Here is a 14416-nt window from a genome sequence, read left to right on the forward strand (position 1 = left end):
AGCACGGAAGGCTTAGCGGCCGGGGCAGCCGGCGGCAGGCGCCGGCGCGGCGAGCTGGCAGGCCGGCGCCATGGCGGCGCGGGCCGGCCTGGACGTCAGGTACAGAGCCGTGGACAGCGTGACCACCACGAACAGCAGCGTGCCGCACAGCAGGTACCGGGCCCAGTGCTGGGCCGGGTGTACGAAGGCCCACAGGCTGGTCGGCGCCACGGAGCGCGCGGGCGCGGCCGGGCGTTCCATGCGGCGGATCCACAGGTCGTGCTCGGCGCGGCGATGCGAATCCGACAGCACCTCGTACGCGGCATTGATGGCGGCCATGGCGCGCACGGCATTGGCATTGCCTGGCATCTTGTCCGGGTGGTACTTGTGCGCGAGCTTGCGGTAGGCGGCGCGCACGAGGTCGGGCGAGGCGTCGCGTTCGACCTGCAGCACGTCGTAATAGGTGGGCATGGACTCGGTGGCCATCGCTCAGGATGTTAGGGCCGCGCCGCGCGGCGTCCAGCAAAACCTGCGTTGCGCCCGGCTGGCTGTGGGTGGCTTGCTACAAAAACCGTTGCAATCCGTGTCACGCAAGGCGGTGGCGGAAGAAGGCCGTGGCAAACAGGCGCGGCACCGGCACGTGGTGGCGCTGGCGGCGCTCGGCGAGCGCACGCGCCTGGTCGGGCAGCAGCGAGACTTCGTTGCGCGCTTCCAGCGAGACCCAGGTCAGCGCGCCTTCCAGCGAGCGATGCTGCTCGCCGCCGAAGATCTTGAAGGCGCACTCGGCTTCCCAGTAGTTGTCCGGCCGGGTCCAGCACACCTTGGCGTAGCTGCAGAAGCGCTCGCCGTCGCCCACGGCCGCCGCATACGCCGTGATGTAGAAACCGTTCAGCGGCCCCCAGACTCTTTCCATCGCAATCGCTCCCTGCACTTCGCTTCTTGCGGCGGGAGTTTGCGACGCCTCGTCGCCGCTTGGAGCTCAGCGGAACGCAATCGCGGCGCGGTCCTACAAACTTCCTTCACGCAGCCAGCGCGTGCATCTCGCGAATGAGGTCGCTCTTGCCCTCGAAGCCGATGCCGGGCAGCTCGGGCAGCACCACGTGGCTGTCCTGCACCTTCACGCCGTCGGGGAAGCCGCCATAGGGCTGGAACAGGTCGGGATAGGACTCGTTGCCGCCCAGCCCCAGCCCGGCCGCGATGGCCAGCGACATCTGGTGGCCGCCGTGCGGGATGCAGCGGCTGGGCGACCAGCCGTGCTGCTTCAGCATGTCGAGCGTGCGGAGGTATTCGACCAGGCCGTACGAGAGCGCGCAGTCGAACTGCAGCCAATCGCGGTCGGGACGCATGCCGCCGTAGCGGACGAGGTTGCGCGCATCCTGCATCGAGAACAGGTTCTCGCCGGTCGCCATCGGGTTGGGGTAGTAGTTGCGCAGCGTCGCCTGCAGCTCGTAGTCCAGCGGGTCGCCCGCTTCCTCGTACCAGAACAGGTTGTAGGGTGCGAGCGCCTTGGCATAGGCGATGGCGGTGTCCAGGTCGAAGCGGCCGTTGGCGTCCACGGCCAGGCGCTGGCCGTCCTCCAGGATGGACAGCACGGACTCGATGCGGCGCCGGTCCTCGTCCAGCGAGGCGCCGCCGATCTTCATCTTGACGACCGAGTAGCCGCGGGCGATGTACTTGCGCATCTCGTCCTTCAGCTGGCTGTCGTCCTTGCCGGGGTAGTAGTAGCCGCCGGCGGCATAGACGAAGACCTTGCGGTTCACCTGGCCGTCGCCGTAGCGCTCGGCCAGCAGCTGGAACAGCGGCTTGTCCTCGATCTTCGCCACCGCGTCCCACACCGCCATGTCGATGGTGCCGATGGCGACCGAGCGCTCGCCGTGGCCACCCGGCTTCTCGTTGGTGAACATCGCGTTCCACACCTTGTGGGCGTCGAGGATGCCGCGCTCGTCCAGCAGGCTTTCGGGCCTGGCCTCCAGCACGCGCGGGATGAAGCGCTCGCGCATCAGCATGCCCTGGCCGTAGCGGCCGTTGGAGTTGAAGCCGTAGCCGATGACCGGCTTGCCATGGCGCACGACGTCGGTGACGACGGCGACGAGGCTCAGCGTCATCTTGCTAAAGTCGATGTACGCATTGCGGATCGGGGAACTGATGGGAACGGTCTTCTCGCGGATCTCGACGATCTTCATGGTCTCTCCAAGGGGCAGGACGCGATGATGCCCGCGCGGGGCCCCGCAGCGCCAATGCCTGTTTTTTCTCGTTTGATGCCGTCCCGGCACCGCCACTCATGAACCTGTCCTGGCTGGAAGATTTCCTCGCGCTGGCCGCCAGCGGCAACTTCTCGCGCGCCGCCCAGGAGCGGCACATGACGCAGCCGGCCTTCAGCCGGCGCATCCGCGCGCTGGAGGAGTGGCTGGGCGCCGAACTGTTCGACCGCAGCAGCCAGCCGGCGCGGCTGACCGCCGCCGGCGAGTGGCTGCGCCCGATCGCGCAGGACCTGCTGGCTCGGGTGGCGCGGCTGCCCGGCGAAGCGCGGGCGGTGGCGGAGGCGCATTCCTCCACCTTGCGGCTGGCGGCGACGCATGCGTTGTCCTTCTCCTTCGTGCCGGGCTGGCTGCAGGCCCTGCAGGCCAATGGGCCGATCCAGCTGGTGTCCGACGTGCTGCAACGCTGCGAGGCCTTGCTGCAGCAGCGGCAGGTGCAGTTCGTGGTGGCGCATGCGCCGGCGGGCGAATCCGGCTTGCTCGATGCGGCCGGCGTGCCTGCCATCACGATTGGCCGGGACCGCCTGTTGCCGGTGCGCTCGGCCCAGGCGCCCGAGGGGGCGTTGCTGGCTTTCAGCGACGAATCCGGCTTGGGGCGGATCGTGCGGCAACGTGTTGGCCAGGAGCTCGCGGGCCTGCAGGCGGTGTTCACCGCGCACCTCGCTTCCGTCCTGAAGTCCATGGCATTGGAGGGCAGGGGACTGACGTGGCTGCCGGAGTCGCTGGTGCGCGAGGAGCTCGCCAGTGGTCGCCTGGCGGTGCACGGGCCGGCGCACTGGGTGGTGGACCTGGAGATCCGGCTGTATCGCGATCCGGCGCCGTTGGGAGCGTACGCCGAGGCGTTCTGGCTTGCCGCGGCGCGCTAGAAGATGTCCGGCTCCCCGGCGCTCTCGCCGAACTCCGTCCGCAGGAAATCCATGTCGCAGCCCTCGTTGGCCTGCAGGATGTGCTGCGTGAACATCCACCCATAGCCACGCTGGTAACGGGGCGCAGGTGCGGTCCAGGCGGCGCGGCGGCGCTCCAGCTCCGCGTCGCCGACGTCCAGGTGGATGCGCCGCGCTGGAATGTCCACGGCGATCACGTCACCGGTGCGCACCAGCGCCAGGTTGCCGCCGACGAAAGCTTCCGGCGCGACGTGCAGCACGCAGGCGCCGTAGCTGGTGCCGCTCATGCGGGCATCGCTGATGCGCAGCATGTCGCGCACGCCTTGCTTCAGCAGCTTCACGGGCAGCGGGATCATGCCCCACTCGGGCATGCCGGGGCCGCCCTTGGGACCGGCGTTGCGCAGCACGATCACGTGGTCCTCGGTGACCTCGGCCTCAGGGTCGTCAAGCATCTTCTTCAGGCTGGGATAGTCGTCGAACACCAGCGCCGGGCCACTGTGTTGCAGGAACTTCGCGCTCATGGCCGAAGGCTTGATCACGCAGCCATCCGGCGCCAGGTTGCCGCGCAGCACCGCGAGCGCGCCTTCGCCGTAGACCGGGTTGGCCAGCGGCCGGATCACCTCGGTGTCGAAGCACTCGGCGCCTTCGATGTTCTCGCCCAGCGTGCGCCCGTTCACGGTCAGCTGGTCCAGCCGCAGGAAGGGCTTCAGCTGCTGCATCAGCGCCGGCAGGCCGCCGGCGTAATGGAAGTCCTCCATCAGGTACGGACTGCTGCCGTTCGGGCGGATGTTCGCCAGCACCGGGACTTCGCGGCTGGCGCGGTCGAAGTCCGCCAGCGAGATGTCGGCGCCGGCACGGCGCGCCTGCGCGATGACGTGGATGATGGCGTTGGTGGAGCAGCCCAGCGCCATCGCCACCGCAATGCCGTTCAGGAAGGCCTCTCGCGTCTGGATGCGCGCGGGCCGCAGGTCTTCGTGCACCATCGCCACGATGCGCCGGCCCACCTGCGCCGCCATGCGCTGGTGGTTGGCGTCGACGGCGGGAATGGACGCCGCGCCGGGCAGGGTCATGCCGATCGCCTCGGCGATGGAGGTCATGGTGCTGGCCGTGCCCATCGTCATGCAGGTGCCCGCGCTGCGCGCGATGCCGCCCACGATGGCCTGCCATTGCGGTTCGCTGATGGTGCCGGCGCGGCGTTCGTCCCAGTACTTGAAGGCATCGGAGCCCGAGCCCAGTGCCTGGCCGCGCGACATGCCGCGCAGCATCGGGCCGGCGGGAAGGAAGATCGCGGGGATGCCGGCGCTGGTCGCGCCCAGCAGCATGGCCGGCGTGGTCTTGTCGCAGCCGCCCATGAGCACCACGCCGTCCACCGGGTAGGCGCGGATCATCTCCTCCACTTCCATCGCCAGCAGGTTGCGATAGAGCAGGGCGGACGGCTTGATGATCGCTTCGCCGAGCGACACGGTCGGCAGTTCCAGCGGAAAGCCGCCGGCTTGCAGCACGCCGCGCTTGACCTCGTCCACCCGCTGCTTGAAGTGCTGGTGGCAGGGGTTGTAGTCGTTCCAGTTGTTGCAGATGGCGATGACGGGCTTGCCTTCCCAGTCCTGCGGGTCGTAGCCCATCTGCATGATCCGCGAGCGGTGGTTGAAGCTGCGGAAATCGTCGCGCGCCAGCCAGCGCTGCGAACGGAGTTTTTCGAGTGGCATGCCGGGTCTCCTGCGGCGAGTTTAGGAGCCCGGCAGGCCCCTCAGCAATCCGCGCGGCGGTATTGCTGGTAGCAGAGCTCGCGCACGCGCTGCTTGTCGCGCTCGGTGCGGGCCCGGGACTCGGCGGCCGCGCGGTATTCGTCGTTGCGGCGCATGGATTCCTGGCGCTGCTGCTCGGCGAGCTCCTGGCGGCGCGCGTAGGTCGCATTGGCTTCCTGCGCCCGCATGGTCGCGTTGGCGCGGGCAGCGGAAACCTGGGCTTCCTGCATCAGCTGCTTCTCGTTGGCCTCGGCCTGCGCGGCCACAGTGGCGCGCTGCGCGGCCAGCCGCTGTTCCTCGTCACGGGCACGCGTGGCCGCCGCCTCGGCTTCCTTGCGCGCGGCGATCTCCTGCTCCTTGCGGGCCTCGGCGTTGCGCCAGCTCACGACGGCGCCCGTGACGATGGCCAGGCCGATCAGCCACAGCACCGCGGTCAGCACGCGGCTGCCGCCGGCGGGCGTCTCGTGCCGCACGATCACCCTGGTGGGCTGCACCCCGGGCCGCGCCGGTTCCGCGAGCTTGCGGTCGTGCGCCGCGCGCGACGCCGGGTCGCGCAGCACCTGGTAGGCCGACTTGAGTTCGCCGAGCCGGGCCAGTGCGCCATCGTCCTGGGCCAGGCGCTCGCGCGTGAACATCCGCTCCGCCTTGCCGTAGGCCGCTTCGATTTCTTCCGTCGTGGCATCGCCGGGAACGCCCAGCACCATGTATGCGGACCGCATCGTTCTCCTCCTCTCCTTGCTTCTATTCTTTCAGCGCCAAAAGCGGGCCCGCGCTTCGGCCTGGCGTGCTTCCGCCTCCGCCCGCCGCGCCTCGGCTTCCGCGCGCCAGACGTCGGCGTCGGTGGAGCGCGCGACTTCGCGTTCCGTCGCGTAGCCGTGGTTGCGCTTGTAGGCCATGCAGCGCGATTCGAGTTGCGACCGAACTTCCACCGGCTGCCCGCGCATCTCGCCCAGCACGTTGAGCACGTCGCGCAGCAGGCTTTTCTGCTGGCGCTCGATGGGACGGGCCTGGATCTCGGCGTTCAGCCGCTGCTTGGTTTCACCGGCGGCCATGCGCTGCCACCAGCCCATGGCGTCGGCGGCGACCCGCGCGCAATCGCGGTCGGTGTCGGGGTTGACCTGCTGGATGGCGAATTCGCCCTGGGTGAGCGAAAAGCGCTGCTGCACGGCCCGGTCGGCGCAGGGCCGGTCCTGGAACGTGGTGCCGCACTTGAACAGGTCGCCCGCATGCGCGGGGCCCGCCGCGGCGGCGAGCATCGCGAATGAGATAGCGGCCAGGCCGCTCCTCCCGGTTGCCAAAAACAGCCTCCCGTGACTCATCTTGTTACGGGAGTATACGAAGCAGACGTGGAATCCGGCCCCTTCAGGGCCGCCGGCTGTCGCGCGGGCGCGCCACCCATTTGGCGGATGCCCCAATAAAAAATCCCCCGGTGCTTGGCGCACCAGGGGGATAAATAGCCGGGAAAGAAACTTGAAAAAGAACCCGGCTCAAGCTGTGAGATTGCATAACGCGTGCCGGGTTCCTGAAACACGCGCGATTGCTTCCATTTGCGGCGAAACGGCAACTTTCCTTTCGTGAATTTGTCACGGGCCGTCCGGCACGTCGGTGAACGCCGGATTTTCGTGTCGCCTCCGGGGAACCCTTTCTGTAGGATGACTCTGACAGTAGTGCCCCCCAGGGAGGGGCTTCTTCTGACAATTCTTGGCCGTCGCGCTGCCAGCGCGCGGCAGCCACCAGCACAGGAACCGCATGTCCGATCTGTCCGCCAGCAAAGACGCCGTCGAAACCGACGGCTCCGGCGCGGCCACCCCGAGCCCCTGGCTCGCCCTCAAGAAGCTCTTCTGCCGCGTGCAGGACTGGTTCACCATCCAGCCGACCGCCGTCAAGATGATGGTGGTCGTGGTGGCCATCCTGATTCCTCTGACCGCCAGCTACTCCTTTGCGCTGTGGCAGCGCCAGGCCGCCGTCGCCGAACAGGTGAAGGCCATGGCCGGCGCCTCCGGCACCGAGCAGATGTGGACCCTCAACGACAAGCTGCCGGTGGTGTTCGGCAGCGGCTCGGTGCTGGGCTTCCTGGAAAGCCGCCCGGTCGACCGCATCACGGTGGTCTACAAGCCGCTGATGTGGAACGTCTCCGAACGCATCCTGCTGATCGAGTCGCAGGGCAAGCTGTACGCCTACTACCCCAGTGACATGGAGACGAAGATCTTCACGGACAAGGCCGTCAGCGCCTCCTGGGGCAGCAAGCTGGTCTTCGTGCCGCGGTCCGAGCTTTCGGCCACCAGCCTCGACATGCTGGAGAAGCTGGACGAGCGCTTCGCCGGCGCCCGCCCGCAGAGTGAAAAGGACGGCTGGAAGGCCGGCGTCAGCGGCGTGCTGTCGGCCGCGCTGACCCTGGGCCTGCTGGGTTTCCTGGCCTTCCACCTGAAGGGCCAGTTCAAGTCGCTGCGCTTCATCGAGCCGAACCAGGTGCACGGTTCCATCGACGACCTGGTCGGCATGGACGACATCAAGTCCGAGGTGCGCCAGATCAAGGACCAGTACGAGCGGCGCGCCGAATACGCGGAGTACGGCATCAACAAGCCGTTCAACGTGATGTTCAGCGGCCCGGCGGGCACGGGCAAGACCAAGCTGGCGAGCTACCTGGCCAAGGAGCTGAACCTGCCGATCCTGTTCCATTCGGCCGCCAACCTGGAGACCGGCTTTGTCGCCGGCGGCTCCAACACGCTGGCGCGGATCGCCTCCATGGCCAAGCGGCGCAAGCGCTGCATCGTGTTCCTGGACGAGGCGCAGGACCTGTTCATGAAGCGTGGCGGCCACCGCAAGTTCGACGACGACACGCAGAACATGCTGCTGGCCATCCTCGACGGCGTCCGCACCAAGAGCGATGCCGAGATCATCTGGATCGTCGCCTCCAACTTCAACAGCGAGTCCATGCCGATGGACGAGGCCATGCTGCGCCGCTTCCAGATGAAGGTGGATTTCCGCCTGCCGAACAAGGAAGAGCGCCGCGCCATCATCGACCACTACCTCGACCAGCGGGCCGACAAGGTGGCCGACGGCATCGACCTGCGTCCCATCGTCGAAGTGACGGAAGGCCGCAGCCCGGCGGACCTGGAGACCATCGTCAACCAGGCCGGCATCACCGCGGTGCAGGGCGGCGAGCTGATCGCGGGCGACACGCTGATGCATGCCGCCGAGCGCGTGCTGGTGGGCAACGTCAACGCCAACACCACCAAGGAGCGCGAGCGCGACCGCCGCATCATCGCCATCCACGAGTGGGGCCACTTCCTGGTGGACTTCGACCTGGAGCGCAAGCGCGCCGGCGGCGACTGGGAAAAGATCCTCAGCGAGATGAAGACCATCAAGATCTCGCTGAAGGCCAACCCGCGCAACAACGCGCTGGGCTTCGTCTTCCACAAGCAGGGCAGCAACCTGCTGAAGACCAAGTCGGACATCGAGCACGACGTCCGCGTCCTGCTGGGCGGCATGGCCAACGAGGAACTGTTCTTCGGCGAGGAGGGCACCACCAACGGCGCCCACAACGACATCACGCGCGTCACCAAGCTGCTGCACCACGCGGTGGCCGAGATGGGCATGTACCGCAAGACGCGCCTGAATTTCGGCGCGCTGAGCGACTCGGGCAACCGTTCGGTCGACGAGGAAACGCGGACCATCATGGAGCTGCAGAGCGAGCGGCTCTATGGCGAGACCAAGACCCTGCTCGCGCGCCAGAAGCCGCTGACCGAGCACCTGGCGGGCAAGCTGATGGATGCGGGCGAGATGAGCCTGAAGGGAGCGCTGTTCGAGATCCGCTCCTTCGAGGCGGCCTGCTTCAGTTTCGATTCGAAGGTGGGACTCAACGGCGCGTCCAGCGCGGAGCCGACACCCGACGCGGCCGCTTAGGCCGTCTTTCAGAGGAGTCGATGGGGCGGCCTGCGAGCCGCCCCTTTTTTTTGCAATCCGTTACCGGATGGCGGCCTGGCTTACTTCTTGGGAGCAGGCTTGGCAGCCGGTGCCGCGGGAGCAGCCGCTGCGGGGGCGCCGCCAGCCGCACCGCCGGAGCCGGTGGCCGGCTGCACGCCCAGGCGCTTGGCAATGGACTCGTCCAGCACGCGCAGGTGCGAGCCGACGTCCGCCCGCACGTCCGGCACCAGCTTGGCGAGCAGCACGCGCTGCATGTCGCCGCCCATGGTCTGGAATTTCTGGTAAACGGGCGATTCCATCATCGTGACGACCTGCTTGAGCTCGTCTTCGGTGAACTTCTCCTCCAGCATCGCGCCGACGGTGGCCGGGGCCAGCTTGATCGCCTTGTCACGGACGACCGGGAAGGTGTCGTTCATGTACTTGTCGGCATCCTGCTGCAGGCCCTTGCCGATGGCTTCGCGCTTGTCCTGCGGCACCTGCTGCTGCACGTAGTCGAGCGCGCCGGCGATCAGCTCGTTGGCGGGCTGCTTGACCAGGTCGCGCGCCATCGCCTCGATGCCGGCCTGCTGCAGCTTCAGGATCTTGGCCGACAGTTCCTTCTTGGCGGGCGTGGACTGGGCTTGCGCCAGGGTGCAGGCGGCGGCGAGCGTGAGGAGGACGAAAGATTTCTTCAACATCGGCGCATCTTAAACGTTGCGGCTGACGGCTCCCTAACCCACGTTCCTACAGCTGGCGCTACCGCGAGCGCACGCCATGGCGCTGCCTTGTCTTGCCGCGCCTGGACGCCGCCTTGCCTATTCTGGAAGCATCGGCAAGGAGGAACTGACCATGTCCGAAGACAGCAACAAGAGCGGCGCCGAGCAGCTGCTGATCCACCTGGAACCCGAATGGGAGCGCCGCAACTGGTGCAACTGGCTCAGTTGCAGCGAAGCGGAACTCGAGCACGCGGTCACCTACGTCGGCCACGACCCGGACAACGTCCGGCGCTTCCTGCGGCAGGCGCGCATCTAGAAGTACACGCGGGACGGATGCCGCGCGCGGCACGCGCGCGAGCATGATTTACACGGAGAGGGGTTACGGCTTGTGACTGCCTCTCGCGAATCGCCGCGCTGCGTTCTAGACTCCTTGTTACATGGAAGAAAGCACGCTCCGTCTCGACGAGGCCACTGCCCGCCAGCTGGTGCTGGTGCGTGCCATCGACGACGTGGACACGCAGGGCAAGCTGCTGAGCGAGGTGGAGCGCGAGCAGCTGGAACGCGATGCCCTGGAGGCGAGCCGGCGCGCTTCGCCCGCGGCCGACCTGGACCTCGCGCAGTACCTCCAGCAGCGCGCACGCAAGGTGCTGGCAGCGGTGGAGAACCGCCATCCGCAACTGGCCGCCCTGCAGGATCCCGAGCCCTGGCGCGCCTGGCTGCTCTGGGTGCTGCCGCTGGCCGCGGCGATCGGCGGCGCGGCGCTGGACCGCATCGACAACCCGCAGAAGGTGAACATGCTGTCGCCGCCGCTGCTGGGCGTACTGGCCTGGAACGTCGGCATGTACCTGCTGCTGCTCGCCTGCGCGTTCGCGCCGCCCGCCTGGCAGGGCGCCCGCGTACTCGCACTGCTGCAGCGCTGGTTCGCCGGCCTGCCCGGGCACGGGCGGCGCACGGGGCGGCTGCGCATCGACGTCTCCGCGCGCTTCCACCAGCAATGGCTGCAGGCCACCGCGCGCCAGCAGCTCCTGTGGTTCAAGCAGCTGCTGCACCTGACGGCCGCCGGCTGGGGGGGCGGCTTGGCGGTGTCCATCGTGCTGGGCGGGCTGGTGCGCCAGTACCGCGTGGGTTGGGAAAGCACCCTGCTGGACCTTCCGCAGGTGCACGCGGTCCTGAGCACGCTGTTCGCGCCGGTCGTGGGCCTGCTGCCCTTCCAGGCCTTCAGCGCGGCGGACCTGCAGCGCATGGCCTTCAGCTCGGGCGCGGCCATCGGCGTCGAGGAGGCGCGGCGCTGGGTGTGGATGTATCTCGCGCTGCTCGGCGTGGTGGTGCTGGTGCCGCGCACGCTGCTGGCGGGCTGGGCGGCTTGGCGCCGGCGCCGCCTCGGGCGCGCCGTGCGCATCGACCTGCGCGATCCCTACTACGTCGAGGTGCTGGCGCGCGTGAGCCCGGCGCGGGTGACGCTCGGCGTGCTGGCACGCCCGGGCCGCGGGCGCGCGCTGCTGCAGCGCCTGCTGCAGGAAGCCGCGGAGCGGGGCGGCCGCGGCGCGGGGCCGCGCACCGTGCTCACCACGCCCAAGGGCGACGTGCTGCGCGTGTTCGACATCCCGCCGGACTACCAGCCGCCGCAGGGCCCCGCCGCGCGGCCGCTGGAGGGCGCCAGCGCGGCGCAGGCCTGGCTGCAGGACCTGCTGGGCCGCTTCAAGGGAGCGCGCCAAGTCGCGACTCGCGACGACGAACTGCAGGCCAGCCTGGCCGACACCGACTTCGTGCTGCTGCTGCCGGCCGACGTCGGCGACCTGGAACAGGCCACGCGCCTGCTGCACTGGGTGGCGCAGCCGGCGCTGGTGCTGGCCGACGCGCACGGCGACGAGCAGGTGCTGCAGGACTACCGGGCCGCAGTGCAGCGCCTGGGCCTGGCCGCCGAGGTGCTGGACCTGGACCAGGCCGCCGGCCACTGGGTGCGCGAGGAGCGGCTGCTGGAGGCGATCGGCGCGCACCTGGCCACCAGCAAGCGGGCCGGCTTCGCCCGCGTCGCCGCGGCCTGGGCCGAACGCAACGAGCGCCGCTTCGACGAGGCCATGCGGCAGCTGGCCGCCTTGCTGGTGCACGCCGCGCGCGAGCACGAGGAGGTGGGCGCGGCGCCAGTGAACCTGCGCCAGCTGGTGGACGCCGGCGAGCGCGAAGCGGGCCAGCGCGCCCGCGATGCCGCGGCGCAGGCTCTTCTGCTGCGCGTGCATGCGGAGGAGACGGCGACCTTGGCGGAGCTGATGCGGCTGCACAAGCTGGAGGCGCCGGCCGCGCCGGTGCCGGCCGCGCGCATGGAGCAGGGCTTCGTGGTGCAGCACGCGGTCGACGCGCCGCAGGCCGGCATGGCGGGCGCGGCCAGCGGCGCCGCGCTGGGCGCGGGCATCGACGTGATGACGGGCGGCCTGTCGCTGGGCATGGCCGCGGCGCTGGGCGCGGTCATCGGCGGCGGCGCGGCCTGGGTCGCGGCGGCCTGGAAGAACCGCGCAGCGCCGGCCGGCCAGTCGCTCGTGCAATTGAGCGAAGACATGTTGCTGACACTGGCCGAAAGCGCGCTGGCCGGCTACCTGGCGGTGGCGCACCGCGAAGGCGGCACGCGGCCCGAGGCGCCGGCGGCCTGGCGTGGTGAGGTGGTGGCTGCGGTCGCGGCGCGGCGCCAGGAACTCGCGCCGCTGTGGCTGCAGGCACGCACGGCGCGCGAAGAGGAAGGCGTGGTGCGCGAATTGGCGCAGGTGCTGGGCAGCGTCACGCGCGGGCTGCTCGCGCGTGTGAACTAGGCCTTCTGCTGCGAAGCAGCGCGCAGGAGCTCTTCCACCGCCGTCAATTCAGCCGGCTTCGTCAGGTGCCGGTCGAAGCCCGCGTCGCGCGTGCGATCGCGGTCCTCCTGCGTGCCCCAGCCGGTCAGCGCGACCAGCATCGCCCGTTCGCCCGCAGGCATGGCGCGCAGGCGGCGTGCCACGTCGTAGCCGCTGACGTCCGGCAGGCCGATGTCGAGGAACACCACGTCGGGGCGGAACTCCGGCGCGACGGCCAGCGCCTCCTGGCCGGTGTGGGCGATGTGGGCCGCGTGGCCTTCCATCTCCATCAGCACGCCCAGGCTCTCGGCCGCGTCCGCGTTGTCGTCCACCACCAGCACCCGCAACTGGCCAAGCTTGCCGCCTCGCGACGCTGGTGCTTCGCCGCCGCCGGTTGCCTGCGGCTTCGCCAGCGGCAAGCGCACGGTGAAGGTGCTTCCCTTGCCGCGCCCGGCGCTGGACGCGCCGACGCTGCCGCCGTGCAGCGCCACCAGGCTTTGCACCAGCGACAGCCCGATGCCGAGACCGCCGCCCTGGGGCCGGCCTTCGTTGCTGGGCACCTGCGCGAACATCTCGAACACCTTGCCCAGCGCCGCCGGTTCGATGCCGATGCCGGTGTCCGTCACCGACACCACCGCTTCGCCGCCTTCGCGCCAGGCCTTCAGCGCGATCGCGCCGCACTCGGGCGTGTACTTGGCCGCGTTGTTCAGGAGGTTGCTCACCACCTGCGCGATGCGGGTCGGGTCCGCGTCCATCGGCAACGGCTCGGCGGGCAGGTCCACCGACAGCTTGTGGCCGGCGTTCTCGATCAGCGAGCCGCTGGTCTCCACCGCCGTGGACACCACGTCCCGCAGGTCCATGGACTGGCGCCGCAACTCCACCTTGCCGGTGCTGATGCGCGCCACGTCCAGCAGGTCGTCCACCAGGTGCACCATGTGCTGGATCTGGCGCTCCATCATCTGCCGCGTCTTCTCCAGCATCTCCGGCTTGCCGGCGCCCATGCGCATCAGGTGCAGCCCGTTGGACAAGGGCGCCAGCGGGTTGCGCAGCTCGTGGGCGAGCGTCGCGAGGAATTCGGTCTTGCGCTTGTTCGCCTCGGCCAGCTGGTCGGCCAGGCGCCGCAGGTCCTGCTCCGCCAGCAGCCGCTGCGTGATGTCCGAGAACAGCACCGCGACCAGGTCGGCGCCGCCGCCGCGCAGCCGCGTGGCGTAGATGTCGAACCAGCGGTTCATGATGCGGTCTTCCTGCACGAAGCGCGTGGCTTCGCCGGTGCGCGCCACGCGGTCGTAGACCTCGAAGCGCTGCCCCTCGTAGCCGGGCAGCAGCTCGCACATCGTGTGGCCCACCGGGTTCTGCAGGCCGGTGTGCATGCAGAAGGCCTCGTTGGCCTCCTCGTAAAGGAAGTCGTGCACCTTGCCGTCCGGGCCGCGCAGCAGCTTGACCACGCAGAAGCCCTCGTCGATCGACTCGAACAGCGCCCGGTAGCGCTCCTCCTTCACTTCCAGCCGCTGCTCGAAGTCGCGCCGCTCGCGCGCGCGCAGTTCCTCCTTGCTGCGATAGAGCTCGACGAACACGCCGACCTTGGCCTTCAGCACCTCGGTGCGCAGCGGTTTGGCGAGGAAGTCGACCGCGCCCAGCGCGTAGGCCGAAAGCATGGCGTCGTCGGGGTCGTCGCCGGCGGTGACGAACAGGATGGGCGTGAAGCGGCTGCGCGGCCGCGCGCGGATCTGGCGCGCGACCTCGAAGCCGTCCATGCCGGGCATGCGCACGTCCAGCAGCACGGCGGCGAAGTCCTGCCGCTCCAGCGCGGCGAGGGCTTCGAGGCCGGACTCGGCGCGCACGAGGTTGACTCCGAGGGTGTCGAGCGCAGCCTCCAGCGCCAGCAGGTTGGCGGGCTGGTCGTCGACGAGAAGGACGTTCGCGGGTACGGTGGTGTGGGGCACGTTGTTCGAAGGCGCCGGCGAGGTCCGGCAGGCGGAGTCTAAGACGCTTTCCCGCGGGCGGGGCCAGCCCACGGCCGCATGCGGCCCCGGCCGGCGGCGCGTCAGGTTGCTGTCCTACGGCCGAGGCGGCGACGGTTGCGCACCATGGCACTGGGGCAGGGTGCTG

The 14416-nt window shown here is 69.3% G+C and carries 12 protein-coding genes; 4 read left to right on the forward strand and 8 right to left on the reverse strand.

Features of this window, described 5'->3' with window-relative positions; genetic code table 11:
- Window positions 1–12: 12 nt before the first annotated feature.
- From HHL11_RS30900 to HHL11_RS30910, 3 genes are all read right to left on the reverse strand, one after another.
- Complete coding sequence (locus tag HHL11_RS30900; RefSeq protein WP_169422475.1) at window positions 13–465, reverse strand: J domain-containing protein; 453 nt, start codon at window positions 463–465, stop codon at window positions 13–15.
- A gap of 100 nt (window positions 466–565) precedes the next feature.
- Window positions 566–892 carry a hypothetical protein gene (locus HHL11_RS30905; protein WP_169422476.1) on the reverse strand — a complete coding sequence of 109 codons (327 nt, stop codon included), beginning with the start codon at window positions 890–892 and terminating at the stop codon, window positions 566–568.
- A 106-nt stretch (window positions 893–998) separates the two neighbouring features.
- Window positions 999–2162, reverse strand: a complete 1164-nt coding sequence (locus HHL11_RS30910; protein WP_169422477.1) for a mandelate racemase/muconate lactonizing enzyme family protein — start codon at window positions 2160–2162, stop codon at window positions 999–1001.
- Window positions 2163–2260: 98 nt separating this feature from the next.
- On the opposite strand from HHL11_RS30910, the gene HHL11_RS30915 reads away from it, so the two are divergent.
- On the forward strand, window positions 2261–3103 hold the full coding sequence (locus HHL11_RS30915; protein WP_169422478.1) for a LysR family transcriptional regulator: 843 nt from the start codon (window positions 2261–2263) through the stop codon (window positions 3101–3103).
- Here the strand turns inward: HHL11_RS30915 and araD are convergent.
- The 3 genes from araD to HHL11_RS30930 are packed head-to-tail and all read right to left on the reverse strand — an operon-like array spanning window position 3100 to window position 6122.
- Window positions 3100–4827 (reverse strand): L-arabinonate dehydratase, encoded by a 1728-nt coding sequence (araD, locus tag HHL11_RS30920; RefSeq protein WP_169422479.1) that lies wholly within the window; start codon window positions 4825–4827, stop codon window positions 3100–3102. The genes HHL11_RS30915 and araD overlap by 4 nt on opposite strands.
- A gap of 41 nt (window positions 4828–4868) precedes the next feature.
- On the reverse strand, window positions 4869–5585 hold the full coding sequence (locus HHL11_RS30925; RefSeq protein ID WP_169422480.1) for a DnaJ domain-containing protein: 717 nt from the start codon (window positions 5583–5585) through the stop codon (window positions 4869–4871).
- A 30-nt stretch (window positions 5586–5615) separates the two neighbouring features.
- On the reverse strand, window positions 5616–6122 hold the full coding sequence (locus tag HHL11_RS30930; protein ID WP_169422481.1) for a hypothetical protein: 507 nt from the start codon (window positions 6120–6122) through the stop codon (window positions 5616–5618).
- A gap of 493 nt (window positions 6123–6615) precedes the next feature.
- Here HHL11_RS30930 and HHL11_RS30935 point away from each other — a divergent pair, with 493 nt between their 5' ends.
- On the forward strand, window positions 6616–8772 hold the full coding sequence (locus tag HHL11_RS30935; RefSeq protein ID WP_169422482.1) for an AAA family ATPase: 2157 nt from the start codon (window positions 6616–6618) through the stop codon (window positions 8770–8772).
- Between the two features lie 80 nt (window positions 8773–8852).
- Here the strand turns inward: HHL11_RS30935 and HHL11_RS30940 are convergent, their stop codons facing one another.
- Window positions 8853–9470, reverse strand: coding sequence for a DUF2059 domain-containing protein (locus HHL11_RS30940; protein WP_205964761.1), 618 nt, complete (start codon window positions 9468–9470; stop codon window positions 8853–8855).
- A 151-nt stretch (window positions 9471–9621) separates the two neighbouring features.
- On the opposite strand from HHL11_RS30940, the gene HHL11_RS30945 reads away from it, so the two are divergent.
- Window positions 9622–9804 carry a DUF3606 domain-containing protein gene (locus HHL11_RS30945; RefSeq protein WP_169422483.1) on the forward strand — a complete coding sequence of 61 codons (183 nt, stop codon included), beginning with the start codon at window positions 9622–9624 and terminating at the stop codon, window positions 9802–9804.
- Between the two features lie 121 nt (window positions 9805–9925).
- Window positions 9926–12289 carry a DUF3482 domain-containing protein gene (locus HHL11_RS30950; RefSeq protein WP_169422484.1) on the forward strand — a complete coding sequence of 788 codons (2364 nt, stop codon included), beginning with the start codon at window positions 9926–9928 and terminating at the stop codon, window positions 12287–12289.
- Here HHL11_RS30950 and HHL11_RS30955 read toward each other — a convergent pair.
- Window positions 12286–14250: a response regulator gene (locus HHL11_RS30955; RefSeq protein ID WP_169422485.1), complete on the reverse strand. Its 1965-nt coding sequence runs from the start codon at window positions 14248–14250 to the stop codon at window positions 12286–12288. The genes HHL11_RS30950 and HHL11_RS30955 overlap by 4 nt on opposite strands.
- Window positions 14251–14416: the final 166 nt, after the last annotated feature.

This window comes from Ramlibacter agri, assembly GCF_012927085.1.
Classification (GTDB): domain Bacteria; phylum Pseudomonadota; class Gammaproteobacteria; order Burkholderiales; family Burkholderiaceae_C; genus Ramlibacter; species Ramlibacter agri.

Bases quoted from the DNA above. Each gene is read 5' to 3' on its own strand.
- HHL11_RS30945 (WP_169422483.1), top strand. From the start codon at position 9,622: ATGTCCGAAGACAGCAACAAGAGCGGCGCCGAGCAGCTGCTGATCCAC.
- HHL11_RS30930 (WP_169422481.1), bottom strand. From the start codon at position 6,122: ATGCTCGCCGCCGCGGCGGGCCCCGCGCATGCGGGCGACCTGTTCAAG.
- HHL11_RS30905 (WP_169422476.1), bottom strand. From the start codon at position 892: ATGGAAAGAGTCTGGGGGCCGCTGAACGGTTTCTACATCACGGCGTAT.
- HHL11_RS30935 (WP_169422482.1), top strand. From the start codon at position 6,616: ATGTCCGATCTGTCCGCCAGCAAAGACGCCGTCGAAACCGACGGCTCC.
- HHL11_RS30940 (WP_205964761.1), bottom strand. From the start codon at position 9,470: ATGTTGAAGAAATCTTTCGTCCTCCTCACGCTCGCCGCCGCCTGCACC.
- HHL11_RS30900 (WP_169422475.1), bottom strand. From the start codon at position 465: ATGGCCACCGAGTCCATGCCCACCTATTACGACGTGCTGCAGGTCGAA.
- HHL11_RS30915 (WP_169422478.1), top strand. From the start codon at position 2,261: ATGAACCTGTCCTGGCTGGAAGATTTCCTCGCGCTGGCCGCCAGCGGC.
- HHL11_RS30950 (WP_169422484.1), top strand. From the start codon at position 9,926: ATGGAAGAAAGCACGCTCCGTCTCGACGAGGCCACTGCCCGCCAGCTG.
- araD (WP_169422479.1), bottom strand. From the start codon at position 4,827: ATGCCACTCGAAAAACTCCGTTCGCAGCGCTGGCTGGCGCGCGACGAT.
- HHL11_RS30910 (WP_169422477.1), bottom strand. From the start codon at position 2,162: ATGAAGATCGTCGAGATCCGCGAGAAGACCGTTCCCATCAGTTCCCCG.
- HHL11_RS30925 (WP_169422480.1), bottom strand. From the start codon at position 5,585: ATGCGGTCCGCATACATGGTGCTGGGCGTTCCCGGCGATGCCACGACG.